Source organism: Crossiella sp. NPDC003009 (genome assembly GCF_053591555.1).
Map to the genome: position 1 here is coordinate 66,867 of NZ_JBSFUA010000003.1, position 23,861 is coordinate 90,727.

A 23,861-nucleotide genomic window follows, 5' to 3' on the forward strand; every position below is an offset into this window, starting at 1 on the left:
CGACGCCGTAGCGACCGGCGTCACACTGGTGCAACGAGCGTTGCCGCAGCAAGTTACTGCCCAGTTGGGTTAGCGGTCACAGGTGTATAACGCGATCGGACAAGGTGCGCACACACGACAGCGGGGCGGGCTCCCGGTAGGGAACCCGCCCCGCTGCGTAGCTACGCTGCTGTGCTCAAGCGGCCGAGGCCGCTCGGATCACTTGACGGTGATCTTGGCGCCAGCGGCTTCCAGCTTCTCCTTGGCGGCCTCGGCGGCCTCCTTGGCGACCTTCTCCAGGACCGGCTTCGGCGCGCCCTCGACGAGCTCCTTGGCCTCCTTCAGGCCCAAGCCGGAGACGATCTCACGCACGACCTTGATGACCTGGATCTTCTTGTCACCGGCGGACTCGAGGACGACGTCGAACTCGTCCTGCTCCTCGGCGGCCTCGGCCGGAGCGGCGCCCGGGGCGGCGGCGGCAAGGGCGACCGGCGCGGCGGCGGTGACCTCGAAGGTCTCCTCGAACTCCTTCACGAACGCGGAGAGCTCGAGCAGGGTCATTTCCTTGAAGACGTCGAGCAGCTCTTCGGTGCTGAGCTTCGCCATTGTGGCGTTCCTCTCAATACGTTGCGACGCGGTGATCACGCGGCGCGGTTCGGTGTTTGGTCAGCTCTCGGCAGGCGCGTCGGCGGCGTCGGCCGGCGCCGCGGCGCCACCCTCCGCAGCACGCTTGTCCGCCAGGGCCTGCGCCAGACGCGCGACCTGCGACGCCGGAGCGGCGAACAGACCGGCGGCCTTGGCCAGGTTGCCCTTCATCGCGCCCGCCAGCTTGGCGAGCAGCACCTCACGGGACTCGAGGTCCGCGATTCGGTTGACCTCATCGATGGAGAGCGGCTTGCCCTCCATGAAGCCACCCTTGATGACAAGGGCCTTGTTGTCCTTCGCGAAGTTGCGCAGCGCCTTCGCGGCGTCGACCGGCTCACCCTCGATGAAGGCGATCGCGGTCGGGCCGACCAGCAGGTCCGCGAGGCTGGCCATGCCGGCATCCTCAGCGGCACGCTTCACCAGCGTGTTCTTCGCGACGGTGTACGTGGTGCCCGTACCGAGGGCACGACGCAGCTCCGTCAGCTGCGCCATGGAGAGCCCGCGGTACTCGGTGACAACCGTGGCCGAGCTACCACGGAACTTCTCCGTGATCTCGGCGACGGCCTGAACCTTGTCGGGCTTCGCCATGGTCGCCTCCTCTCCAAGCTCTGATGAATGGGGCCCGGAGACGACGAACGCCCCGGCGCACAGGCACGGGGCGTGAAAGACGCGCGAGTGAACGCGCGAAACTTGCCTCGTCCTCCTGCGCGGGCCGCCCTCGTGATCACGGGGCCTTCGTCTCCCGATCCGGAGAACCGGACAGGGAAAGACCAGCGGTCTTTGGTGGAACTGCGACCAGACTACGCGACGGCCTGTCAAGGCTCCAAATCGGCCGGGCGGGGCAGGGCGTTGCGCATCCGGATCATGGAGAACTCCAGCCCGCTCCGCTCCACCAGCCCGGCCACCGGCCACAGGTTCGGCGCCAGCCGCAGCTCGATCCCGGCCGCCGCGTGCAGCGCCACCACATCCCCCACCGGCTGTACCGCCAGCGGCCGCACCGCCTCCCGCGCGGTCAGGTACCAGCGCGGGTTGGCGCACCGCCGGAACGGCCCCGGCGCGAAGGCGTACCGGAACAGCCGCACCCCGCACACCCGCGCCCACCACCCCCACTCCACCACCGCGACCTGCCGAGCCCCACCAAGCAGCGCCAGCGCCGCCGGCGAGGGCTGCCGCCCCGGCTCCGGCCGGAACAACACCCGCGGACAGTCCCTCGGGAACCAGAAGTCGCTGGCCCTGGCCTCCTCCACGGCCCACACCGCGGGCTCGGGATCGCTGGAGGTGGGCGCGCGGTGCGGGCGGAACTCGGTGATGCCGGGGTCCTCGGAGAAGTGCCATACGGGTGCTTCGGCCACCAGGCCAGCATGCCGGGTGACCGAGACGGCACCATGTGTCAGGACAGGAGGTAGTGGTGGACCGACAGTTCGATGACCAGGGCACCCCGGCCAAGCGTGAGCTGGAGCTGCGAGAGGTCGAAGACCGCATCGTGCAGCGCCTGGAAAAACGCCTGCCGAAGCAGCGGACCTGGCGCAACCGGCTGATCAAGTACGGGGTGATCGCGGCGGTGCTGATCCTCGCCTACTTCTACTTCTTCAGCTGCGAGGACAGCCCGCTGCGCGGCGGCGGAGGTGCCAACGGCGGCGCGGGGCAGCAGGACCAGACCGTGCAGCAGACCTCGCCCAAGGAGGCGGTGCGCACCGTCTACCACTACGTGGCCGGTGATCCGAAGCAGGCCTGCGCGGTGTTCTCCGCGGCGGGCAAGGCCGCGTTCGCGAAGAGCTTCGGGGTCGCCGACTGCGCGCAGGCGGCGCAGGCGGCCGCGGCGAAGGTCACCGACAAGGCCCGCTACGCCAACCCGGACATTCCGGAGAACGCCGCCTTCACCAGCGGGAGCACCTCGGAGGTCCGTTCCTGCGACCTGGGTGTCACCGGCGGGGAGCGGCTCGGCGTGTTCATCCTGACCAAGCAGGGCGACGGCGGCTGGCTGATCACCGGGCACGAGAAGGAGACGGCGGACTGCCTGACCGGCTGAGCCGGAACGAACGAAAACGGGGCGCCCTCCTCGCGGAGAGCGCCCCGTTCCGGGTTTGCGGCCGATCAGGCGGTGGCCTCGTCGGTCAGCAGGTTGCGGGTGCGGGCCGGGTCGACCGGGATGCCCGGGCCCATGGTGGTGCTGAAGGTGACCTTCTTGACGTAGCGGCCCTTGGCGGCCGAGGGCTTGGCGCGGAGGACCTCGTCCAGCGCGGCCGCGTAGTTCTCGACCAGCTTGTCCTTGTCGAAGGAGGTCTTGCCGATGACCAGGTGCAGGTTGGCCTGCTTGTCAACGCGGAAGTTGATCTTGCCGCCCTTGATGTCGTTGACGGCCTTGGTGACATCCGGGGTGACGGTGCCGGTCTTCGGGTTCGGCATCAGGCCGCGCGGGCCGAGGATGCGGGCGATCCGGCCGACCTTGGCCATCTGGTCCGGGGTGGCAATCGCCGCGTCGAAGTCGAGCCAGCCGCCCTGGATGCGCTCGATCAACTCTTCGGAGCCGACCGCGTCCGCGCCTGCGGCTTCGGCCTCAGCGGCCTTGTCGCCGACAGCGAAGACGATGACGCGGGCGGTCTTGCCGGTGCCGTGCGGCAGGTTCACGGTGCCGCGGACCATCTGGTCGGCCTTGCGGGGGTCCACGCCGAGGCGGATGGCGACCTCGACGGTCGCGTCCAGCTTGACCTTGGAGGTCTCCTTGGCGAGCTCAGCGGCCTCGAGCGGGCTGTACAGCCGGTCGCGGTCGATCAGCTCGGCTGCCTGGCGGTAGGCCTTGCTGCGCTTCATGGTGCTGTCCTTTTCTTCAGGTCAGTTGTGGTAGCGAGCCAGCGCCTGGCTCTCCCACGGGGTGATCAGGTGGTGCGAAGAACGGCGGGAACTCAGCCCTCGACGGTGATGCCCATGGAGCGGGCGGTACCGGCGATGATCTTCGCGGCCTGGTCGATGTCGTTGGCGTTGAGGTCGACCATCTTGGTCTGGGCGATCTCGCGCACCTGGTCCATGGTCACCTTGGCGACCTTGGTCTTGTGCGGCTCGCCGCTGCCCTTCTCCACGCCCGCGGCCTTCAGCAGCAGCCGGGCAGCCGGCGGCGTCTTCAGCGCGAAGGTGAAGGAACGGTCCTCGAACACGGAGATCTCGACCGGCACCACGGTGCCACGCTGCGACTCGGTCGCGGCGTTGTAGGCCTTGCAGAACTCCATGATGTTGACGCCGTGCTGACCCAGCGCGGGGCCAACGGGCGGTGCCGGGTTCGCCTGACCGGCGGTGATCTGCAGCTTGATGATCGCTGTCAGCTTCTTCTTCTTGGGCGGCATCTCGTCTTTCCTTCTGCCGTGTTGAGGTGGGCGCCGAGCCACGGTGCCCACCGGATGTCCACGTCGAGGTTTGCCTGACCCCGGCGCGGCCGCCGCGCCTCCTGCCGAGGCGGCGCGGTCAGATCTTGGAGACCTGGGTGAACGACAGCTCGACCGGAGTCTCGCGGCCGAAGATCGACACCAGGACCTTGAGCTTCTGCGCGTCCGCGTTGACCTCGCTGATGGTCGCCGGGAGGGTGGCGAACGGTCCGTCCATGACGGTGACCGACTCGCCGACCTCGAAGTCCACCTCGATGGTGGGCTTGGCGGCGGTCGCGCTGGTCTGCTTGCCGCCCTTCTCGGGCTTGGCCTGCTCGACCCGCGGGAGCAGGAACTTCAGCACCTCGTCCAGCGTCAGCGGGGACGGCTTGGAGGTGGCGCCGACGAAGCCGGTGACACCGGGGGTGTTGCGCACCGCGCTCCACGAGGTGTCGGTCAGCTCCATGCGGACCAGGATGTAGCCAGGCAGCACCTTGCGCTGCACCAGCTTGCGCTGGCCGTTCTTGATCTCGGTGACCTCTTCGGTCGGCACCTCGACCTGGAAGATGTAGTCCTCCTGGTCCAGGGTCTGGATCCGGGTCTCGAGGTTCGCCTTGACCTTGTTCTCGTAGCCGGCGTAGGAGTGCACGACGTACCAGTCGCCGGGCGCGTGCCGCAGTGCCTCACGCAGCTCGTCGGCGGGGTCGCCTTCCTCGGCGACGGGCTCGGCGAGCTCCGCCTCCTCGGTGGCCTCGTCTTCCGAGTCTGCGACCTCAGCGGACTCCTCGGCGTCCGTACCGGCGTGCTCGACCTGCGCGGAGTCACCCTCGATGCCGGGGCGCTCCTGCTCGTCGGTCACGCCGGCCACTTCCTGGCCGCCGTCGTGTGAGGTCACAGTCGGTCTCGCTTCCTATCGAACGTTGCTCGTGTGGCCGACGACCTCACGCCGACCCCAGCGGGCGGGCGTCACTTGTTGTCGAACAACCACGTCACGCCTTGCACGAAGGCCAGGTCAAGGCCGGTGACCAGCGCCACCATGAAGGTGACGAACACCAGGACCACGGCGGTGTAGGTGACCAGCTGCTTGCGCGTCGGCCAGATGACCTTGCGCAGCTCGGAGAACACCTCGCGGAAGAAGCGCCCGATCCGCTTGATCGGGTTGCCCTTGCTCTCCTTGGTCCGCCGGGCGGGCGTGGGCCTGCCCTTGGCGCCCTTGGCCTCGGACTCGTCGGCCTTCTTCGCGGGACGAGCCCGTTCCGGCCGGGCGGAGGCACGACGTTCACGCCGCGACGCGGCGGTAACAGGGCGGGAGGAGTCCTTCTTCTCGTCCTCCGGCCGCGTTTCCTGCTCGCGGTCTTCGCTCACGCCGCCGCCCTTCGCTCGACCGACCACTTTGACGCAGGGGCGACAGGACTTGAACCTGCAACCTGCGGTTTTGGAGACCGCTGCTCTGCCAATTGAGCTACGCCCCTTCGCAATCACTGCCCAGCCTACAGGCCCGCAACCGCGATTTAGGCCGTCTTCCACCACCCCCACGTGGGGCGTGGGGCTCGGTGTTCGGACGTCCCAGTTCGATGAGTGTAGAGCACACCTCACCGAAGTCCCCAACCGCGTGGTCGGAAGGGGTGTCGACGCCCGAAAAGCGGTCGCCGCGCCCCCCGTGGGCTCTGCCACGATGCCGGTCATGGGCGCACGCATCTCAGCGCGGATCGGCGGCATCGCCCCGTCCGCCACCCTCGCCGTCGACAGCAAGGCCAAGGCCCTCCAGGCCGAGGGCCGGCCGGTGATCGGCTTCGGCGCGGGCGAACCCGACTTCCCCACTCCCGGACCCATCGTCGCGGCGGCCGAGGCGGCCTGCCGGGACACCCGCAACCACCGCTACAGCCCACCCGGCGGCCTGCCCGAGCTGCGCGCCGCGATCGCGGACAAGACCAGGCGCGACTCCGGCCTGGACCTGGCGCCGAACCAGGTGCTGGTCACCAACGGCGGCAAGCAGGCCGTCTACACCGCCTTCGCCACCCTGCTCGACCCCGGCGACGAGGTCCTGCTGCCCGCCCCGTACTGGACCACCTACCCGGAGTCGATCACGCTGGCCGGCGGCGTGCCGGTGGTCGTGCCGACCGACGAGTCCAGCGGTTACCTGGCCACCGTCGAGCAGCTGGAGGCTGCGCGCACGCCGCGGACCAAGGTGCTGCTGTTCTGCTCGCCGTCCAACCCCACCGGCGCGGTCTACCCGCCGGAGCAGGTGCGTGCGATCGGCCGCTGGGCCGCGGCCAACGACATCTGGGTGCTCGCCGACGAGATCTACGAGCACCTGGTCTACGGCGGAGCCGAGCACGTCTCGATGCCGGTGGTCGTGCCGGAGCTGGCCGACCGCTGCGTGGTGGTCAACGGCGTGGCCAAGACCTACGCGATGACCGGCTGGCGGGCCGGCTGGCTGCTGGGCCCCAGCGACGTGGTGGCGGCCGCGACCAACCTCCAGTCGCACCTGTGCTCCAACGTCGCCAACGTGGCCCAGCGGGCCGCGCTGGCCGCGGTGTCCGGCCCGCTGGACGCGGTGGCGGAGATGCGCGCGGCCTTCGACCGCCGCAGGCTGCTCATGGTGGACCTGCTGACCAAGATCCCCGGCGTGACCTGCCCGGCCCCGCAGGGCGCCTTCTACGCCTATCCCAGCGTGCGCGAGCTGCTCGGCAAACAGATCCGCGGCCGCCGCCCGGCCAGCAGCCTGGAACTGGCCGAGCTGGCGCTGGAGGAGGCCGAGGTCGCGGTGGTGCCCGGCGAGGCCTTCGGCACCCCCGGCTACTTCCGGCTCTCCTACGCCCTGGGCGATGAGGACCTGGTCACCGGCGTGACCCGCCTCGGCGAGCTGCTGGCCGAAGCGCGCTGACAAGACGGAAAAGGGGCACACCGGCCGTGCTGGCCGATGTGCCCCTTCCCGGCGCTGATCGCCTGGGCCCGCTCAGGCCAGGCGCACGATGGCGTAAGCCCGCCCGAAGATCGACTGCCCGGCGAACTTGGCGGTGATGTCCACCCGCACGGTGTTGTCATCGCGCTTCTCACCGACCTTGGCGACGACCTCCACGGTGGCGCCCTCGTCGTCGTCCGGCACGACCACCGGGCGACCGAAGCGCACCTGGTAGTCGATGATCGCGGCCGGGTCACCGGTCCAGTCGGAGACGATCCTGGCCACCATGGCCATGGTCAGCAGCCCGTGCGCGACCACCCCTGGCAGGCCTGCGGCCTTGGCGGCCCGGTCGCTCCAGTGGATGGTGTTGCAGTCGGTGGACACCCCGGCGTAGCGGACCAGGTCGCGACGGGTGATCTTCAGCTGCAACGGCGGCAGCTGGAAGCCCTTCTCGACGTCGTCGTAGCGCGGCAGCGCGGTCGCGATGCTCATGCGGAGGCTCCCCCTTCGGCCACCGGCTTCTCGCCGCGGACGATCAGGGTGGCGATGGCGGTGCAGATCGCCTCGCCGTCCTCGGTCAGCAGCTCGGAGCGCAGCGTGATGTAGTCGTTGCCCATCCGGGCGGAGATGTCGTCGACGTGCAGCTCGCAGATCAGCCGGTCACCCGGCTTGATCGGGCGGTGGTTGATGAACCGCTGGCTGCTGTGCATCATCCGGCTGTAGTCCAGGCCCAGCTCGGGGTCGTCGGTCACCACGTGGTGGGAACGGACGGCGAGCACGGTCGCGAACGTCGGCGTCGCGACGATGTCGGAGTGCCCGAAGCTCTTGGCGACCTCGGGATCCCGGTAGGCCCGGTTCAGGTCACCGATCGCGTACGCGAGGTCACGGATACTCTCGCGGCCGACTTCGTAAACCCACGGAAGCCGGTATGAGCGTCCTACGAAAGACTGGTTAAGCGCCACGGCGGGCAGAGTACCCGGTAACAAGAAAGCTGCCCTGCTCCGAACAGGGCAGCTTCTCAGCCTGCAGACTTAAGTGTTCAATACCCCACACCGGGGCCCTACACTCAGCGAGTCTCCTTGTGCGCACGGTGCGTGCCACAGTTAGGACAGAACTTCTTGATCTCCAGACGATCCGGGTCGTTACGCCGGTTCTTCTTGGTGATGTAGTTCCGATGCTTGCACTCTTCACAGGCCAAGGTGATCTTCGGCCGAACATCAGTGCTAGCCACGAGGCAGCCCTCCCAAGGACGAAACGACCCCGCCACGCGACGGGGGGTCCGGGGGCACACCCCCGGCTGGGGGTCTGGGGGCTCGGCCCCCAGTGTGATGCGAAGCGAGACCCGGTCTGCCGCAAGGCAGACAGGGCTCACCCATCTCGCGTAGCGGTGGCCGGACTTGAACCGGCGACACAACGATTATGAGCCGTTTGCTCTACCAGGCTGAGCTACACCGCTATCCGAGGAGACCAGGTCCCCTCACACGGACAGGCCGTGGCGATCATTGGATGATCACCCCGGCCCACCCGTAGAGCCCCAATACGGAATCGAACCGTAGACCTTCTCCTTACCATGGAGACGCTCTACCGACTGAGCTATTGGGGCGTTGCGCTTGTCCTGCTTGGCGGTTCAGGCCCTCCGAGCGGGACGTGGAGAACTTTACAACAGCCCTCCCCCAGAAGCGAAATCGGGGGGTGGGTCATCTGACCAACGTGAGCACCATCTCGTCGTGACGGCCCCTGGCGCGCACCGTGCGGGCCCGCAGCCAGGCCTCGAAGCGGTCCTCCGGCAGCGGCCGGGAGATCAGGTAGCCCTGGGCGATGTCGCAGCCCATGCGCACCAGCGCCTCCTTGGCCGCGTCCTCCTCGACGCCCTCGGCGACCACCTGCAGGCCGAGGGAGTGGCCCAGCTCGACGATGGAGCGGACCACGGCCAGGTCGCCGAGGTCGGTGCCCATGCCGAGCACGAAGCTCTTGTCGATCTTGACCTCGTCCACCGGCAGCTGGCGCAGGTAGGCCAGCGAGGAGTAGCCGGTGCCGAAGTCGTCCACCGCCAGCACCACGCCGAGCCCGTGCAGCCTGCGCAGCACCGGCAGGCAGCGCTCGGGGTCGGCCATCACACCGGACTCGGTGAGCTCGAAGGTCAGCAGCCGCGGCGGCACGTCGTGCCTGCTCAGCGCGTCGGCCACCTTGTCGGGGAAGGTCTCGTCCTCCAGGTTGCGCACGGACAGGTTGACCGCGACGGACAGCCGCAGGCCGCGGTCCAGCCACTTGCGGATGCGGATCAGCGCGCACTCCATGACGAACCCGGTGAGCGCGTCCACCAGGCCGGTGGCCTCCACCGCCGGCACGAACTCGTCCGGATCGACCCGGCCGAACTCCGGGTGCACCCAGCGCACCAGCGCCTCCACCCCGACCACCTCGCGGCTGGGCAGGGCCACCTTGGGCTGGTAGTGCACCTGCACCTGGCCGCTGTCCAGCGCGTGCCGGAACTGGGTGACCAGCTGGAAGCGGCGCAGGAAGCCCTGGGTCATGCTGGGCAGGTAGCTGCGCACCGAGTCCCCGCTGGAGCGGGCCGCGCGCACGGCCACGTCGGCGTGCTGGAGCAGGGTGTCCACGTCCCGCACCGGGCTGCCGTCCTCGGCGATGGTGGGCACGTAGCCGACCACCGCGGTGGCCTCCACGGTGAGCCGTTCCACCGGGTAGGGCGCGGCGACCTGGGCGCGCAGCTTCTCCGCGATGCCGTGCGCGGCCTCGGTGGTGCAGTCGACCAGCAGCGCGGCGAAGGTGCCGCCCTCCAGCCTGGCCAGCGGCACGTCCGCGCCGAGCGCCTCCCGGATGCGGCGGCCGGCGGCCACCACCATCCGGTCGCCCCACGCGTGCCCGAGCGCGTCGCTGACCTGGCTGAGCACATCCAGGTCCAGCCGGATGACCACCGAGCGCGGGGACTGCCGCAGCGGTTCGGCCGCGGCCTCGCGCAGGCCGGGCCGGTTGAGCAGGCCGGTCAGCGGGTCGTGATAGGCGTCGTGCCGGAGCCGGGCGAGCAGCCGCCGGTTGTCCAGCGCGGTGGCCAGGTGGCTGGCCAGGGTGCGCAGCAGCCGGACGTCGGCCCGGCCGAACCCGCGCCAGCGGCTGAGCCGGTCGTGCGTCTCCACCGCGCCGAGCAGCTGGTGCGCGCCGCGCAGCGGGACCACCAGCGCCTCGTGCGCGCCGCGCCGGGTCAGCGCCTCACGCACGTCGTCGGCGGCGTCCACGGTGCGGAAGTAGCGGACGTGGCTGCCGGGCAGCTGCAGCATCGGGTCGTCGCGCAGCTCCACCGCGTCGTTGGCCGGCGCGCCCTCGGGCAGCGGTTCGCCCGCGACCAGGCTGCGCACGCCCGCGGGCGGGTCGGGACGCAGGTGCAGCACCACCCTGGTGGCGTTGAGCTGCTCGCGGATGCGCTCGGCGATCTGCTGCCACTCGACCGTGCTGGTCGGGGTGTGCAGCTCGGTGTAGCCGTTGTCCGCGCCGGTGGGTCTGCTGACCGCCTGCTGGCCGGAGCGGGCCACGGTGAGGCTGACGTCGCTGAGCGCCTCCAGGTCGCGCTGGTCGCGCAGCAGGCCGGAGTAGGCGCGATAGAGCAGCACCAGTGCGGCGGAGACCAGCACCACCAGCACCCAGCCCCATGCGGTGCTGCGCACGATCTCGTAGCCGACCAGGCCGGTGGAGGTGTTGAGCAGGCCGATGACCAGGGTGCGCAGGCCGAGCCGGGCGGCGCCGGCCACCCGCATCTCGCCGCCGAGCACGTACACCGCGGCCAGCGCGAAGATCACGCTGACCAGTGGGGAGGTGACCGTGCCGAACACCGCGCCCAGCCACTGCGGGCCGTCGGTGATGGCGCGCTGCACCAGGGTGGCCACGGTGAACGGGACCGCGATCTCCAGGCACATCACGCCGGCGTTGTAGACCACGTGGTCGCCGCCGCGCCTGCCGAGCTGGGCGCCGAGCCCGGCGACCAGGTGCGCGGCCAGCACCACTTCGAACGGGGCCACCAGCAGGCCGATGACCAACGGGATCTCGGTGAAGGAGATGGTCCAGCCGACGGTGCGCACGTCGACGTCGATGGTCAGCTGTTCGGCCAGCAGGAAGGCGGCGGCCAGCAGCGGGCCGATCCAGAGCAGCTGCGCGTCGAGCTCGGTGGGCAGCCAGTAGGAGACCGCGGCCGCGGCGCTGACGCCGACCAGCAGCACGACCATGGAGAACCGGGTGAACGCCCGGCCGCGGGCGGCGTGGTCCAACGGGCTCGCCAGCGGACGCGGTGCGTCAGGGGGCGAGTCCGGGTCCAGTGGCCGTCGGCGATCCGACATCCACCCTCCTTACACCTCGATTTGCAGCTTGCAAACCGCATCAACAGCCGATCGTGACTGACGTACGGCCGCTTGACCAGAGCGATGACGGAGCGTTCTCACCCAACTGGCGAAGGCGCCCGGGTAGTGGTGTCACAGATGGGGGAGCAACGCAATGACACCGGGGGGTTTGACCTGCAACTTAGCCCGATCAGATGAAGGTCAACCGGCCCTGAGTGTGAACGTCTGGCCACCACAAGGGTCACTCCGCGTGGTTTCGGCCACAGCCCAGCGGCTCCCCGGACGACCGCACGCTCATCACCTCAGCTGCTCAATGACATCTTTTTCTCCTATTGGACTGCGCCAATGTCTCGAAGAAGAATCGGCCGCATGACAAGCGGAGCACTTCCCACCGTCCCCCTCGGCCGCACCGGCATGGACATCACCAGGGTCGGCTTCGGCGCCTGGGCCATCGGCGGCGCCGGCTGGGCGTACAGCTGGGGAGCCCAGGACGACGCCGACTCGATCGCCGCCATCCGGCACGCGGTCGCGGGCGGCGTCAACTGGATCGACACCGCCGCGGTGTACGGCCTCGGCCACTCCGAGGAGGTCGTCGCGGCCGCGCTGCGGGACATCCCGGCAGCCGAGCGCCCGTACGTCTTCACCAAGTGCGGCATGGTCTGGGATCCGGCGAACCCGGCCACCGAGCCCACCGCCGTCGCCGCGCCGGCCAGTATCCGCCGCGAGGTGGAGGGGTCGCTGCGCAGGCTGGGCACGGAGCGGATCGACCTGTACCAGGTGCACTGGCCGGCCGGGGACGGCACGAGCCTGGAGGAGTACTGGCAGACGATGCTGGACCTCAAGGCGGAGGGCAAGATCCGCGCGGCCGGGCTGTCCAACCACAGTGTGGAGCAGCTGACCCTGGCGGCGAAGCTGGGACACGTGGACACCCTGCAGCCGCCGTTCTCCGCGATCCAGCGCGACACGGCCGCCGAGGTGCTGCCGTGGTGCGCCGCGCACGAGACCGGGGTGATCGTCTACAGCCCGATGCAGGCCGGTCTGCTCACCGGCGCGTTCAGCCGGGAACGGGCGGCCGCGCTGCCCGCCGACGACTGGCGCTCCCGCAGCGACCACTTCACCGGCGCGGGACTGACCGCGAACCTGGTGCTGGCCGAGGCGCTGCGGCCGGTGGCGCGGCGGCACGGGGTGAGCCAGGGCGCGGTGGCGGTGGCGTGGACGCTGTCCTGGCCAGGGGTCACCGGCGCGATCGTGGGCGCGCGCAACCCGGCGCAGATCGACGGCTGGCTGCCGGCCGGCGCGCTGGAGCTGACCGGGGCGGACCTGGCGGAGATCACCGAGGCGATCATCAGCACCGGCGCGGGCAGCGGTCCGGCACGGCCCTGACACGGCCCGGACACGATCGGCAACGGCCAGGACACAGGACGGTGACGCCGGTTAACCCCGCCATGACTGTCCACGATGGACAGACCACCTGGAGATCAACAATCAACAGGAGGTCCGGCTTCGTGGAGGTTCGCATCACGCACATCCACCTGAGCGGTGGCGAGACCTACCGGCACATCCAGTCGGTGCGCTGGCAGAACGCCGACAACAGCAGTGAGTGGGACACCGACAGCACGGCCACCATGGTCAGCCGCCTCCGCCGCGGCTGGCGGATGTTCATCTGGAGCGGCTGGAGCAAGGTGGAGGTGGTGGCGGTCGGCGGCCGGTACCTCAACACCGAGGCGGGCGAGCTGATGAAGCTGCCCCGGTTCTAGCCGGTGTTCTTCTGGCCGTAGCGGCGGCGCAGGTGCACCTCGACCAGGTTGAGGAAGGCGTCCACCTCGTCCGGGTCGTAACCGGAGCCGGTGTGCTCGGTGAACCGGACCCGGCGCACGTCGTGCGGGGTGAGCGTGTCCGCGCCGATCAGGGTGCCCTCGATCCGGTCCAGGAAGGCGTCTACCTCGTCCTCGTCGTAGCCGCGGCGGTCGCCCCCGGCCAGGTGGAACCCGACGTTGTGCACGTCCTCGGCGGTCAGCGCCGCCGGGGACGGGCCACCGCGCACCGGGACCAGCTGCGGCCGGGGCGCCGCGGCCCGCTGCAGGGCCACCGCGACCTGGTCGAGGAAGGCGTCCACCCCGCCCCGGTCGTAGCCACCCCGCCCCACCGGCGCCGCCGAGAACTCCACCGCCTGAACCTGTTGCGGCGTCAGGTCATCCGCCCCGCGCAAGGTCGCCTGCACCCGCGCCAGGAAGGCGTCCACCTCGCGCTCGTCGTAGCCGGCCGCGCCCGGCTTGGGCCGCTGGAACCCGACCTCGGCCACGTCCGCGGCGGTCAGCCTGCCCTGCTCGGCCAGCGCCCGCTTCTCCAGCACCGTGGCCACCAGGTCGAGGAACAGCTCGACCTCGTCCCGGTCGTAGCCGTTGCCGTCCACCGGCGCAGGCGGGAACCGCACCTTCAGCACGTCCTGCGCGGTGATGCCGTCCTGCCCGCGCAGGGTGTCCGCGATCCGCACCAGGAACGCGTCCACCGGCGGCTCGTCATACCCCTTCACATCCGACGGCGGCCGGTGGAACCGGACATCACGCACGTCCTCGGGAGTCAGCGTCATGGCGCCTCCAGGAGACCTAAGTGCGGCCATACTGCCCCGGTTTCGACACGACGGAACTCCGCCTGTCGGCCCAGCCACACACCCCCATACGGATGGCGGCGGCAGGCGGTTCACCCGCCGCCCCAAGGGCGTGGCGAGGAGCTCCTAGACCGCTCACCACACCTCCTGTCACTCAGCGGCGACCGCTGATGATCACCACGGTCCCGCCGGGTTCCGGTTCGGCCAGCCGGTCCACTCGCCAGGCGCCCGCGCCGCCGGCCAGTCTGCCCAGGTTGACCAACAGTTTCGGCCGGGCCGGGCCGGTGAGCACCACGCGGTTGCCTGCCGCCGGCTCGGCACCACCGCTGGGCTCGAACAGCAGCTCGCCGCGCGCCCCGGTACGCAGTGAACCGGGGATGCCCGAGATCGCGACCTGAACCCGGCTGCCCGGCGGCAGGGCCGTCAGACCGGTGTCCACCGTGACTGTGTCCTCTTCGACCGCACTGACCACGCCGACCAGACCGGTCGGGCCTGCCACCAGATCTCCGATGGCCACCGGGTCGCCGGGTTCGGGGCGGATCCGCGCCGTGCCGGGGCCGGTCAGCGCCTCCAGCGTGCCGGCCTGGATCGCCGGGTCCGCGGTGCCCGCGGCCAGCGGCTCCGTCGTCCACGTGCTTCCGGAGGACAGCGTGAGCCGCGTGTTCCAGGCGCCGGCTCCGGCGGGCAGCACCGCCCAGATCGCGGCGTCGGCCGACCACCAGCACGTTGCGCCGCAGGCCGGTGGAGGCCTGGGCGAAGAGGAGGTGCACCCGGTCGGCCTGCGCGATGCCGCGCCCGGCCTGCCGCCACACCTGTTCGGCCCGCCGGGACAGGTCCCGGTCCGCCGCCAGCTCGCCGCGGGCCGGCCACTGCCCCACCGGGGCCGCCGCGGTCACCCGCTCCGGCGCGGACGCGCCACCGAGGACGGACCAGAGGCCGGCTGTGGTCACGACCACGGTGGCCACCACGGCCAGCAGCGCCACCCGCTGCCTGCGCTGCTCGGACCGCCTGCGACGGCATGCCCTGATCACCTCGTCCACCTGACCTTGCCCGCAGTTCGGGCCCGAGCCGCGCGGTGGCCAGCTCCACGCGCAGCCGCGACTCCACCAGGTCCTGTCCCGGTGCGTTCACCACAACTCCCTGATCCGAGCCAGTCCCCTGCTGGTCAGCGACTTCACCGTGCCGACCGTGCAGCCAAGCTCCCTGGCGGTCTGGGGCTCGGACAGGTCGAAGAGGAACCGGGCCACCACCGCCGCCCGTTGCCGCGGCGGCAGCAGTCGCCGCACCGCAAGGACATCGCCACGCTCGGCCACCGAGGGCGAGAAGTCCTCCACCCGCTCAGGCGCCGCGGTGATCCGCCACTGCTTGCGTGCGGCGGCGCGGAGGAACTCGTGCAGCACCGCCTTGCGGGCATAGGCCATCTGGTTGTCCACGGCGACGCGCCGCCATCGGCGCAGGCAGCGCAACAGCGCCTCCTGCACGACCTCCTCGGCGTCCCACCGGCTGCCGGTCAGGATCGGCCTCCACCGCACACCCCCCTCCCGTTCCCTGGACCTTCCCCCTACAGGCCCTAGACCCGGTGAAGGCACGGAACGGTTGCCACCCCATTCGGGTGACGTCAGTGGCTCAGAGTGCGGCCAACACGAGAACACCCCCGTGACCTGTTCTTACCGGTCACGGGGGTGTTCTCGCTGGTGTGGCAGGTGAAGGATTCGAACCTTCGGAGCTTTCGCGACGGATTTACAGTCCGCTCCCTTTGGCCACTCGGGCAACCTGCCAGTGCAGCTGATCTCTCGGCTGCAGGAAGCAGCTTACATACCCCTGGGCAGGGGCGTGCAAGCGGGTATCCAGCGGGTACCGTCTTGGCCCTCAGGAGCCTCCTTCGGGGGCTTGAGTTCACAGCTGGGAGAGGTGCGGCAACGTGGCGGACCCGTCATTCGACGTGGTGAGCAAGGTCGAGCGGCAGGAGGTGGACAACGCGGTCAACCAGGCCACCAAGGAGCTGTCCACCCGGTTCGACTTCCGGGGTGTCGACGCGAAGGTCAACTGGGTCGGTGAGGACGGGATCGCGATCCAGGCGGAGACCGAGGAGCGGTGCCTGGCGGCGATCGAGGTGCTCAAGGAGAAGCTGATCAAGCGGGGGATCTCGCTCAAGGCGTTCGAGGTGGGCGAGCCGCAGCTGTCGGGGAAGATCTACAAGGTCACCGGCAAGGTCATCGAGGGCATCGCATCGGACAAGGCCAAGGAGATCGCCAAGGCGGTCAGGGACGAGGGTCCCAAGGGCGTCCAGGCGCAGATCCAGGGTGACCAGCTGCGGATCACCGGCAAGAAGAAGGACCACCTGCAGGACGTCATCGCGATGCTCAAGTCCAAGGACTTCGGGATCGCGTTGCAGTTCACGAACTACCGCTGACGCGTGGGCCGCCCCGGTCGCGCGCCGGGGCGGCCAAGCGGGGATGGCATCGAACACTCTTCAACCGCAGCTCCACCCATCTGGACTACCGTGGTTTTCACCAGCGTCGGTAGGACAAGGTGGGGGCGATGAAGGGGATCATCCTGGCCGGGGGCAGCGGAACTCGGCTGCACCCGATCACCCAGGCGGTGTCGAAGCAGCTGCTGCCGGTCTACGACAAGCCGATGGTGTACTACCCGCTGTCCACGCTGATGCTGGCCGGCATCCGGGAGATCCTGCTCATCTCCACGCCCGCCGATCTGCCGATGTTCCAGCGGCTGCTGGGCGACGGCTCCCAGTTCGGGCTGCGCCTGTCCTACGCCGAGCAGCCCCAGCCGAACGGGCTGGCCGAGGCGTTCATCATCGGCGCCGACTTCGTTGGCGACGACGACGTGGCGCTGGTGCTGGGCGACAACATCTTCTACGGCCAGGGTTTCTCCCGGCAGCTCCAGCAGCTGGTCGGCGGCCTCGACGGCTGTGTGCTCTTCGGCTACCCGGTCAAGGACCCCGAGCGCTACGGCGTCGGCGAGGCGGACGCGGACGGCAACCTGGTCTCCATCGAGGAGAAGCCGAAGCGGCCCCGGTCCAACCGGGCGATCACCGGGTTGTACTTCTACGACAACGAGGTGGTCCGGATCGCCAAGGAGCTGACCCCGTCGGCCCGTGGCGAGCTGGAGATCACCGACGTCAACCTGGCCTACCTCAAGCAGGGCCGGGCCAAGCTGCTCGACCTGGGCCGCGGCTTCGCCTGGCTGGACACCGGCACGCACGACTCGCTGCTGGAGGCCGGGCAGTTCGTGCAGGTGCTGGAGCACCGGCAGGGCGTGCGGATCGCCTGTCTTGAGGAGATCGCGCTGCGCATGGGCTACATCGACGCCGACGCCTGCTACGCGCTGGGCGCGGGGCTGGCCAAGTCGGGTTATGGCCAGTACGTGATGGACGTGGCGCTCAACGCCGGCGCCAGCCCGGCGGCTCAGTAGCGGCCGTAGCCGCCGCTGCGGGCCATCTCCTCCAGCCGCCGGATCCGGTCCTCGATCGGCGGGTGGGTGGAGAACCAGCGCGCCATCGACTCGCCTGCCCGGAACGGGTTGGCGATCATCAGGTGGGACTGGGACATCAGCTGCGGTTCCGGCGCCAGCGGCGCGGCCTGGGTGCCGAGCTCCAGCTTGCGCAGCGCCGAGGCCAGTGCGAGCGGGTCGCCGGTGAGCGCCGCACCCGACTCGTCCGCCTGGTACTCCCGCGAGCGGCTCACCGCGAGCTGCACCACACCGGCGGCCACCGGGCCGAGGATGGCGATCAGCAGCACCGCCAGCGGGCCTGGCCGGTCCTCGTCGCTGCCGCCGAAGAACCCGGCGAACATGGCGATGTTGGCCAGGAAGGTCACCACGCTGGCCAGCGCGCCAGCCACCGAGGAGATCAGGATGTCCCGGTTGTAGACGTGCGCCAGCTCGTGCCCGAGCACCGCGCGGAGCTCGCGCTCGTCCAGCAGCTCCAGGATGCCGGTGGTGCAGCAGACCGCGGCGTTGCGCGGGTTGCGCCCGGTGGCGAAGGCGTTCGGCGCGACGGTCGGGCTGATGTAGAGCCGGGGCATCGGCTGCCGGGCCGAGGTGGCCAGCTCGCGCACGATCCGGTACATCCCCGGCTGCTCCCACTGGGAGGCCGGCCTGGCGTGCATGGCGCGCAGCGCGAGCTTGTCGGAGTTGAAGTACGCGTAGGCGTTCACCGCCAGCGCGCCGAAGAGCGCGACCCACAGCCAGACGCCGCCGAAGAGCGAGCCGACCAGGATGATCAGCGCGCTCAGCCCGCCGAGCAGCAGGGCCGTCTTGAGCCCGTTGTAGTGACTTCGCATGGTCCCTTCGGCCTCCTCCCGGCCTCGTCGGACGAACCGGCCTACTGACCAGTCAACGTGTGAAAGGGGCGTCAGGTTCCTGGGCGGCCCGGCCTGCCGCCCCTTGGCGCGGCCTCCGGGGCCGGTTCGGCCGCCGGGTCCAGCGGTGGCGGCGGGGGCGCGGCGGCCACCCACTCGCCCAGCCGGTCCCGTTCGTGCACCAGTTCGGCGACCGCGCCCTCGCCTTCGGCCGACCCGGTGCCGGGATAGCCGAAGTCGGGGGCCCAGTGCAGGGCGTCGAACGGGCAGACCTCCACGCAGATCCCGCAGTAGAGGCACTGGCCGTAGTCGATGGCGAAGCGGTCCAGCACGTTGACCTGCCTCGGCCGGGCGGCCCCGGGCGGCTGTGTGGTCTCGGTGTGCGAGGTGATGTGGATGCACCAGTCCGGGCACTCCCGCACGCACAGCATGCAGACCGTGCAGTTGGCCTCCAGCAGCGCGATGACCCCCCGGGTCCGCGGCGCCAGGTCCTCGGGATTGGTCACTGGTCTCCCTCTTCTCGACGCGGTCCCCACTCGGGGCCGGGCACTCCTGGCGGCGCGATCCGCCTGCGGCTGGGCGCGCCGGAGCCGTCCTCGCCGGGTTCCAGCCTGCCCGGCCACGGCCGCACCACCCTGGCGGCCAGCACGAAGTCCTTGCGCAGCGGGTGCCCGGCGAAGGAGTCCGGCAGCAGCAGCCGTCGTGGGTCCGGGTGCCCGGTGAGCTCCAGGCCGAACATCTCGGCCGCCTCCCGCTCGTGCCAGGCCGCGCCCGCCCACACCCCGGCCACGCTGGGCAGCGGCGTGCCCGAGGGCACCTCGGTGCGCAGCAGCAGGCCGGTCCACGGGCCGGGCCGCAGCACGTGCAGGGTCACCGCGTGGCTGGCGCCGACCGCGCCGGGGCGGCCGGCGTCCTCCGCGCCCAGCCAGTCGAACAGCACGCAGCCCAGGTCCTCGCGCGCGTGCCGGGCCGCGGCGGCCCAGGACGCCACCGGCACGTGCGCGGTGCTCTGCCCGAAGGCCGTCTTCACGGTGACCCCCGGCAGCAGCGCGGCCAGCTCCTCGGCCGTGGCCAGCGCGGTCATGCCCGCACCAGCTTGTGCAGCGCGACCATGCCCTCCAGCAGCGCCTCCGGGCGCGGCGGGCAGCCGGGCACGGCCACGTGCACCGGGAGCAGCTGGTCGATGCCCTTGGTGACCGCGTAGGAGTCCCAGTACGGGCCGCCGGTGTTGGAGCAGGCGCCGACGGAAAGCACGTACTTCGGTTCGGGCATCTCGCGGTAGGTGGCCAGGATCGCGGGCAGCATCACGTCGGTCACCGTGCCGGAGACCACCAGCACGTGCGCCCGCTCCGGCCCCCCGGTGGGTTCGATTCCGTATCCGGCCAGGTCGGCGCCATGCAGGGCGGCCATGACCTCCACCCCGCAGCAGGCGAGGCCGAGATCAAGGACGGTGACCTGGTAGGAGGTCCCCCAGTCCAGCTCAACAGCGGTGTTCACAGCTGCCGAGGGTAAAAGACCGCCCACTTGGAGCAGCGATTGACATGGGTTTTGTAGGCGGACCGTAGCTAGTTGATTACGGAAAGAGAGTACCCTGGCCAACGGCAACTGCGACTCGAGAGGGGCCGATCCCAGTGGCTGAGGCGGGCTCTGCGTACCGGGTTAAATTCCGCGGCATAGCCGACGAGCTCCGATCCGCGATCTCCTGCGGCAAGTACCCGCCCGGCTCGCGCCTCCCCGGCGAGAACGAGCTCATGGAGCGGCACGGCGCGGCGAGGATGACGGTTCGGGCGGCGTTGGAGGTTCTGAAGAACGAGGGTCTGACCTGGTCCCGCCGGGGCTCGGGGGTCTACGTCCGGGACGACCGGCCGATCAGGCGCAACTCGCCGCAGCGCCTGCGCGGGGACCGCAGCGCGTCCTGGCCGAGCCGGTGGGAGACCGACCTGACCGGCCGGACGCTGACCATCGACAGTGTCGAGGTGGCCGAGGAGCAGGCGCCGCACTACGTGGCGCGGGTGCTCGGGCTGCACGAGCCAGCCAGGGTCTGGGCGCGGCGGCGGCGCAACCTGGTGGACGGCCACCCGGTGATGCTCTCGGTGTCCTACTTCCCGGCCTCACTGGTCGCCGGTTCGGCGCTCACCAGGGCCAATCCGGGTCCTGGCGGGGTGTACGCCCGGCTCCGCGAGCTGGGCAAGCCTGCCGCGGCCTTCCGGGAGGAGATCCGGGCCAGGATGCCGCGCGGCGAGGAGGCCAAGGCGCTGCGGCTGGAGCCGGGCACCCCGCTGGTGGTGATCGTGCGCACCGCCTTCACCACCACCGGCGAGGCGATCGAGGTCACCGAGATGACCCTGGACGCGGGTTCCTACGTGCTGGAGTACGAGTTCCCGGCCTGAGCAGCCAGACGTAACGCCGGTCGCGGCGGCCTCGACACCGATCCCGGGGTGGACGTGGCAGAGACACCGAGCCCGGAAGACGGGCAGCGGCGACCGGCGCCGAGCTTCGCCGACTGGCGCAAGGAGCTGTTCACCGCCTTGGGCGCGCTGGTGGGCCTGGTGACCGTGACGGTCACCGGGTTCAAGGTGGACCCGGCGACCCCGGACGGCCGCCGGGTGCTGACCGTGGTGGTGCTGTTCGGCGTTGGCGCCTTCCTGCTGGTGTGGCTGGCCTGGGGCCGCAGGCACGGCCGCCACGGCAGGCCGCGCAGCCTGCTGCTGGCCGCGGGCTGTGTGCTCGCGCTGGCCGGTGGGCTGGTGCTGGCGCTGCCCCGCGCCGAATCGTCCGGCCAGCCGCCTGCCGCCTCCCAGGGCGCGGGCAGCGGGCAGACCAGCGTGCCGGCCACCGACGCCCCGCCGAGCTCGACCTCGGCCGGGCAACCGGGCAGCAGCACTCCCGGCCCCAGCTCCAGCCCCAGCGGCCTGCCGGGACAGCCACCGCCGACCGTCACCAGCACGACCGGCTCCGCGACCAGCTCGCCGGCGCGGCCCGGCCCGTCACCCAGCACCACCGACCGCCTGCTGGACGGCCCCGGCCCGGCCACCGGGCAGGCGCCGCCGGTGAGCCACCAGCACGAGGTCACGCTGAACACCACGCCCGGCGACGACTCGGTCTGGATGGACTACTGGCGGCAGCAGCACGAGCGTGACGGCGACCTGAACATGGACCGGAACGGGATCTTCACCGCGCTGGGCGCGCAGCTGACCGTCATGTCCGGCAGCGCGGAGCCGGACTGGTTCGCCTGCCGCAACGCCACCGGCATGACCACCCGCGCGGAGTTCTCCGCACTGCGGGTGGACGGGCACCTGTGCGCCCGGAGCCGGGAGGGTCGCTACGCCCGGCTCCGGGTGATCGCACTGCCGAGCTCGCCGAACAGCAACGGCCGGTTCATCTTCTACGGCCTGGTCTGGCACCGAGGGCCGTGAAGGTCAGCCACGCAGCTCGAGGGTGCAGCACTTGGGGCCGCCGCCGGACTTGCGCAGCTCGGAGATGTCCACGTACTTCGGCTCGAAGCCGCGCATCGCCAGGCGTTCGCCGAGGGCGGTGGCCTCGGTGGGCAGGATGACGTTGCGGCCGTCGGAGACCGCGTTGAGGCCCAGGCAGGCCGCGTCCTCGGCGGTGGCCAGCACGGCGTCCGGGAACAGCCAGCGCAGCACCTGCTGGGAGCCGGTGGAGAAGGCCTCCGGGTAGTAGACGACCAGGCCCTGCTCCGGGCGGTCGTCGAGCACCGCGAGGGCGGTGTCCAGGTGGTAGTAGCGCGGGTCGACCAGCTGCAGGGAGACCACCGGGACGCCGAGCACCTCCTGGGCCTCGGCGTGCGCGCCGGGGTCGGTGCGGAAGCCGGTGCCGGCCAGCAGCAGGCGGCCGGTCCAGGCGAAGTCGCCCTCGGCCTCGTTGACGCTGGCCGGCATGACCACGTCGCGGTAGCCGTTGGCCAGGAACCACTGGCGGAAGTGCTCGGCCTCGTCCGCGCGCTGCGGGGCGCGGAAGCGGGCGCCCAGCACCCGGCCGTCGACCACGGTGCCGGAGTTGGCCGCGAAGACCATGTCGGGCAGGCCTGGGGCGGGCTCGATCACCTCGACCTGGTGGCCGAGGGACTCGTAGGCGGATTTCAGGGCAGTCCACTGCTCCAGCGCCCGGTCCGCGCTGACCGGCTGGCTGGGGTCCATCCAGGGGTTGATCGAGTACTCCACCGTGAAGTAACGCGGCGGGCACATCAGGTAACGACGACGAGTCGGCGTGCGGACCGCTGGGGCGGCGGTCGCGGAGGTCTCCACCGAGGCGGCGGGCGAGACGTCGAGAGCGGAGGACATGATTCGAAATGTAAATGGCCACCTGACGTTCGTTCAACACCGCATTGTGCCCGGATTGGGGCAGAATGTTGCGCATGGACACCATCGACCATCGAATCATTTCGTGCCTGGTCGCCGACGCCCGATCGAGCTACGCGGAGATCGGTTCCAGCGTCGGTCTGTCCGCCCCCGCGGTGAAGCGCCGGGTGGACAAGTTGCTGGATACGGGCGTGTTACGTGGCTTCACCGCGGTGGTCGACCCGGAGGCGCTCGGCTGGGGCACGGAGGCCTTCGTGGAGGTGCACGGACAGGGCAACGTGACCCCCGGCAAGATCCGCGCCGGGCTGGAGTCGCTGCCCGAGGTGGTCGCCGCCTACACCGTCTCCGGCTCGGCCGATGCCATCGTGCACCTGCGTGCCGGGGACATCCACCACCTGGAGACCGCGCTGGAGCGGCTGCGCGCGCTGGACTTCGTGGACCGCACGGTCTCCACGGTCATCCTCTCCACCCTGCTGGAACGCCCGCCCGCGCCGGAGCCCCCTCGCTGAAGAGGCGTAAATCACCGGCCGGAACGGCAATTGGCCACTCCGATACGGCAGGATCACCGCCATGTCAGCTGAGGTGCTCCTGGAGCAGCGCGACCGGGTGGCGATCATCACGGTCAACGCCCCCGACCGCCGCAACGCCCTGACCCCGGCCATCTCCACCCGCCTCGCCGAGGCGGTCACCGCCTGCGAGCAGAACGGCGACATCCACGCCGTGGTGGTCACCGGCGCCCCGCCCGCCTTCTGCGCGGGCGCGGACCTGACCGCGCTGGGCGAGTCTCGCGAGTCCGGGCTGCGCACCATCTACGCCGGTTTCCTGGCCGTGGCCAACTGCGCGCTGCCCACCATCGCCGCGGTGAACGGGGCCGCGGTCGGCGCGGGCCTGAACCTCGCGCTGGCCTGCGACGTGCGGCTGGCCGGTCCGCTGGCCCGCTTCGACGCCCGCTTCCTGCAGCTGGGCATCCACCCCGGCGGCGGCATGACCTGGATGCTCAACAAGATCGTCGGTCCGCAGACCGCGACCGCGATGGCGCTGTTCGGCCAGATCCTGGACGCCGAGGCGGCCGAGAAGACGGGCCTGGTGTGGGCACGGACACCAGGTGAACCGGCAGATGTGGTGGCCGCGGCGGTAGAGCTGGCGGCCGCTTCTGCCGGAGCGCCACGGGAACTCGTGCTGGCCACCAAGCAGTCCATGCGCCGCACCGCCGCGGTGGCCGAGCACGCCGAGGCGGTGGAGGTCGAGCTGGTCTCCCAGCTCATCTCCATGAACAGCCCGGCCTTCGCCGAGCGCCTGGCCGCGATGAAGGCCCGGATCAGCGGGAAGTGACTGTTACTCTGGAGTAACACCCAGCCTCGGCACAACTATGTGGGATGACGCG

At 70.6% G+C, this 23,861-nt stretch carries 29 protein-coding genes and 4 tRNA genes; 10 read left to right on the plus strand and 23 right to left on the minus strand.

Translation table 11 applies throughout. The annotated features are described in order from the left end of the window. Positions 1-198 precede the first annotated feature (198 nt). The 3 genes from rplL to ACWDY5_RS04270 all read right to left on the minus strand — a co-directional run bounded on the left by rplL (position 199) and on the right by ACWDY5_RS04270 (position 1,976). Complete coding sequence (rplL, locus tag ACWDY5_RS04260; RefSeq protein WP_449720890.1) at positions 199-585, minus strand: 50S ribosomal protein L7/L12; 387 nt, start codon at positions 583-585, stop codon at positions 199-201. Positions 586-645: 60 nt separating this feature from the next. Beyond that, positions 646-1,212, minus strand: a complete 567-nt coding sequence (gene rplJ, locus ACWDY5_RS04265; protein WP_252480524.1) for a 50S ribosomal protein L10 — start codon at positions 1,210-1,212, stop codon at positions 646-648. 227 nt (positions 1,213-1,439) lie between these two features. Next, the gene (locus ACWDY5_RS04270; RefSeq protein WP_449720891.1) at positions 1,440-1,976 is read right to left on the minus strand and encodes a DUF6886 family protein; all 537 of its coding nucleotides are present in this window, start codon (positions 1,974-1,976) and stop codon (positions 1,440-1,442) included. Positions 1,977-2,032: 56 nt separating this feature from the next. Between ACWDY5_RS04270 and ACWDY5_RS04275 the strand changes: the two genes are divergently transcribed. Further along, complete coding sequence (locus ACWDY5_RS04275; protein WP_449720892.1) at positions 2,033-2,653, plus strand: hypothetical protein; 621 nt, start codon at positions 2,033-2,035, stop codon at positions 2,651-2,653. Positions 2,654-2,718: 65 nt separating this feature from the next. Here the strand turns inward: ACWDY5_RS04275 and rplA are convergent, their stop codons facing one another. The 5 genes from rplA to ACWDY5_RS04300 all read right to left on the minus strand — a co-directional run bounded on the left by rplA (position 2,719) and on the right by ACWDY5_RS04300 (position 5,452). Next, positions 2,719-3,435 carry a 50S ribosomal protein L1 gene (gene rplA, locus ACWDY5_RS04280; protein ID WP_252480521.1) on the minus strand — a complete coding sequence of 239 codons (717 nt, stop codon included), beginning with the start codon at positions 3,433-3,435 and terminating at the stop codon, positions 2,719-2,721. Between the two features lie 92 nt (positions 3,436-3,527). Further along, complete coding sequence (gene rplK, locus ACWDY5_RS04285) at positions 3,528-3,962, minus strand: 50S ribosomal protein L11 (protein WP_185000499.1); 435 nt, start codon at positions 3,960-3,962, stop codon at positions 3,528-3,530. Between the two features lie 118 nt (positions 3,963-4,080). After that, positions 4,081-4,875, minus strand: a complete 795-nt coding sequence (gene nusG / locus ACWDY5_RS04290) for a transcription termination/antitermination protein NusG (RefSeq protein ID WP_449720893.1) — start codon at positions 4,873-4,875, stop codon at positions 4,081-4,083. 71 nt (positions 4,876-4,946) lie between these two features. Further along, positions 4,947-5,345 (minus strand): preprotein translocase subunit SecE, encoded by a 399-nt coding sequence (secE, locus tag ACWDY5_RS04295; RefSeq protein ID WP_252480519.1) that lies wholly within the window; start codon positions 5,343-5,345, stop codon positions 4,947-4,949. A 34-nt stretch (positions 5,346-5,379) separates the two neighbouring features. Further along, positions 5,380-5,452 (minus strand) — tRNA-Trp (locus ACWDY5_RS04300). A 212-nt stretch (positions 5,453-5,664) separates the two neighbouring features. Between ACWDY5_RS04300 and ACWDY5_RS04305 the strand changes: the two genes are divergently transcribed. Next, positions 5,665-6,867 carry a pyridoxal phosphate-dependent aminotransferase gene (locus ACWDY5_RS04305; RefSeq protein WP_449720894.1) on the plus strand — a complete coding sequence of 401 codons (1,203 nt, stop codon included), beginning with the start codon at positions 5,665-5,667 and terminating at the stop codon, positions 6,865-6,867. 72 nt (positions 6,868-6,939) lie between these two features. Here the strand turns inward: ACWDY5_RS04305 and ACWDY5_RS04310 are convergent, their stop codons facing one another. From ACWDY5_RS04310 to ACWDY5_RS04335, 6 genes are all read right to left on the minus strand, one after another. Further along, positions 6,940-7,377 (minus strand): MaoC/PaaZ C-terminal domain-containing protein, encoded by a 438-nt coding sequence (locus ACWDY5_RS04310; RefSeq protein WP_252480517.1) that lies wholly within the window; start codon positions 7,375-7,377, stop codon positions 6,940-6,942. Continuing rightward, on the minus strand, positions 7,374-7,847 hold the full coding sequence (locus ACWDY5_RS04315; RefSeq protein WP_252480516.1) for an FAS1-like dehydratase domain-containing protein: 474 nt from the start codon (positions 7,845-7,847) through the stop codon (positions 7,374-7,376). The genes ACWDY5_RS04310 and ACWDY5_RS04315 overlap by 4 nt, the downstream gene beginning before the upstream one ends. Before the next feature lie 104 nt (positions 7,848-7,951). Further along, positions 7,952-8,116: a 50S ribosomal protein L33 gene (gene rpmG / locus ACWDY5_RS04320; RefSeq protein ID WP_252480515.1), complete on the minus strand. Its 165-nt coding sequence runs from the start codon at positions 8,114-8,116 to the stop codon at positions 7,952-7,954. Between the two features lie 151 nt (positions 8,117-8,267). Beyond that, positions 8,268-8,341 (minus strand) — tRNA-Met (locus ACWDY5_RS04325). Positions 8,342-8,415: 74 nt separating this feature from the next. Continuing rightward, positions 8,416-8,488: transfer RNA gene (locus ACWDY5_RS04330), tRNA-Thr, on the minus strand. A 94-nt stretch (positions 8,489-8,582) separates the two neighbouring features. Continuing rightward, on the minus strand, positions 8,583-11,228 hold the full coding sequence (locus ACWDY5_RS04335) for a putative bifunctional diguanylate cyclase/phosphodiesterase (RefSeq protein ID WP_449720895.1): 2,646 nt from the start codon (positions 11,226-11,228) through the stop codon (positions 8,583-8,585). Between the two features lie 369 nt (positions 11,229-11,597). Between ACWDY5_RS04335 and ACWDY5_RS04340 the strand changes: the two genes are divergently transcribed. Beyond that, positions 11,598-12,611: an aldo/keto reductase gene (locus ACWDY5_RS04340; protein WP_449720896.1), complete on the plus strand. Its 1,014-nt coding sequence runs from the start codon at positions 11,598-11,600 to the stop codon at positions 12,609-12,611. Between the two features lie 122 nt (positions 12,612-12,733). Further along, positions 12,734-12,985 (plus strand): hypothetical protein, encoded by a 252-nt coding sequence (locus ACWDY5_RS04345; protein ID WP_449720897.1) that lies wholly within the window; start codon positions 12,734-12,736, stop codon positions 12,983-12,985. Here the strand turns inward: ACWDY5_RS04345 and ACWDY5_RS04350 are convergent. The 4 genes from ACWDY5_RS04350 to ACWDY5_RS04365 all read right to left on the minus strand — a co-directional run bounded on the left by ACWDY5_RS04350 (position 12,982) and on the right by ACWDY5_RS04365 (position 15,614). Then, a complete protein-coding gene (locus ACWDY5_RS04350; protein WP_449720898.1) occupies positions 12,982-13,818 on the minus strand; it encodes a DivIVA domain-containing protein in 837 nt (278 codons plus the stop codon). The two genes, ACWDY5_RS04345 and ACWDY5_RS04350, sit on opposite strands and share 4 nt — an antisense overlap. 172 nt (positions 13,819-13,990) lie before the next feature. Next, positions 13,991-14,527 carry a hypothetical protein gene (locus tag ACWDY5_RS04355; RefSeq protein ID WP_449720899.1) on the minus strand — a complete coding sequence of 179 codons (537 nt, stop codon included), beginning with the start codon at positions 14,525-14,527 and terminating at the stop codon, positions 13,991-13,993. Between the two features lie 436 nt (positions 14,528-14,963). Further along, entirely contained in the window at positions 14,964-15,368 is a 405-nt protein-coding gene (locus ACWDY5_RS04360) for a sigma-70 family RNA polymerase sigma factor (RefSeq protein ID WP_449720900.1), read from the minus strand. A gap of 165 nt (positions 15,369-15,533) precedes the next feature. Further along, positions 15,534-15,614 (minus strand) — tRNA-Tyr (locus ACWDY5_RS04365). A gap of 143 nt (positions 15,615-15,757) precedes the next feature. Here ACWDY5_RS04365 and ACWDY5_RS04370 point away from each other — a divergent pair. Together ACWDY5_RS04370 and rfbA are read left to right on the plus strand one after the other, a co-directional pair. Continuing rightward, positions 15,758-16,249, plus strand: coding sequence for a YajQ family cyclic di-GMP-binding protein (locus ACWDY5_RS04370; protein ID WP_252480509.1), 492 nt, complete (start codon positions 15,758-15,760; stop codon positions 16,247-16,249). A gap of 128 nt (positions 16,250-16,377) precedes the next feature. Continuing rightward, positions 16,378-17,268 carry a glucose-1-phosphate thymidylyltransferase RfbA gene (gene rfbA / locus ACWDY5_RS04375; protein WP_449720901.1) on the plus strand — a complete coding sequence of 297 codons (891 nt, stop codon included), beginning with the start codon at positions 16,378-16,380 and terminating at the stop codon, positions 17,266-17,268. Here the strand turns inward: rfbA and htpX are convergent. From htpX to ACWDY5_RS04395, 4 genes are all read right to left on the minus strand, one after another. Further along, on the minus strand, positions 17,262-18,137 hold the full coding sequence (htpX, locus tag ACWDY5_RS04380; RefSeq protein WP_449720902.1) for a zinc metalloprotease HtpX: 876 nt from the start codon (positions 18,135-18,137) through the stop codon (positions 17,262-17,264). The genes rfbA and htpX overlap by 7 nt on opposite strands. A 71-nt stretch (positions 18,138-18,208) precedes the next feature. Then, positions 18,209-18,661: a 4Fe-4S binding protein gene (locus tag ACWDY5_RS04385; protein WP_449720903.1), complete on the minus strand. Its 453-nt coding sequence runs from the start codon at positions 18,659-18,661 to the stop codon at positions 18,209-18,211. Beyond that, on the minus strand, positions 18,658-19,239 hold the full coding sequence (locus ACWDY5_RS04390; RefSeq protein ID WP_449720904.1) for an NADH-quinone oxidoreductase subunit C: 582 nt from the start codon (positions 19,237-19,239) through the stop codon (positions 18,658-18,660). Before ACWDY5_RS04390 ends, ACWDY5_RS04385 begins: the two co-directional genes overlap by 4 nt. Next, entirely contained in the window at positions 19,236-19,652 is a 417-nt protein-coding gene (locus ACWDY5_RS04395) for an NADH-quinone oxidoreductase subunit B (protein ID WP_252480504.1), read from the minus strand. The genes ACWDY5_RS04390 and ACWDY5_RS04395 overlap by 4 nt, the downstream gene beginning before the upstream one ends. Before the next feature lie 134 nt (positions 19,653-19,786). Between ACWDY5_RS04395 and ACWDY5_RS04400 the strand changes: the two genes are divergently transcribed. Next, positions 19,787-20,545 carry a GntR family transcriptional regulator gene (locus tag ACWDY5_RS04400; RefSeq protein WP_283661842.1) on the plus strand — a complete coding sequence of 253 codons (759 nt, stop codon included), beginning with the start codon at positions 19,787-19,789 and terminating at the stop codon, positions 20,543-20,545. A 54-nt stretch (positions 20,546-20,599) separates the two neighbouring features. After that, positions 20,600-21,571, plus strand: a complete 972-nt coding sequence (locus ACWDY5_RS04405; RefSeq protein ID WP_449720905.1) for a hypothetical protein — start codon at positions 20,600-20,602, stop codon at positions 21,569-21,571. A gap of 3 nt (positions 21,572-21,574) precedes the next feature. On the opposite strand, the gene ddaH is transcribed toward ACWDY5_RS04405, so the two are convergent. Then, positions 21,575-22,459: a dimethylargininase gene (gene ddaH / locus ACWDY5_RS04410; protein ID WP_449720906.1), complete on the minus strand. Its 885-nt coding sequence runs from the start codon at positions 22,457-22,459 to the stop codon at positions 21,575-21,577. A gap of 74 nt (positions 22,460-22,533) precedes the next feature. Between ddaH and ACWDY5_RS04415 the strand changes: the two genes are divergently transcribed. Further along, positions 22,534-22,986 (plus strand): Lrp/AsnC family transcriptional regulator, encoded by a 453-nt coding sequence (locus ACWDY5_RS04415; RefSeq protein WP_252480501.1) that lies wholly within the window; start codon positions 22,534-22,536, stop codon positions 22,984-22,986. Positions 22,987-23,047: 61 nt separating this feature from the next. Then, positions 23,048-23,809, plus strand: coding sequence for an enoyl-CoA hydratase (locus ACWDY5_RS04420; RefSeq protein WP_449720907.1), 762 nt, complete (start codon positions 23,048-23,050; stop codon positions 23,807-23,809). Positions 23,810-23,861: the final 52 nt, after the last annotated feature.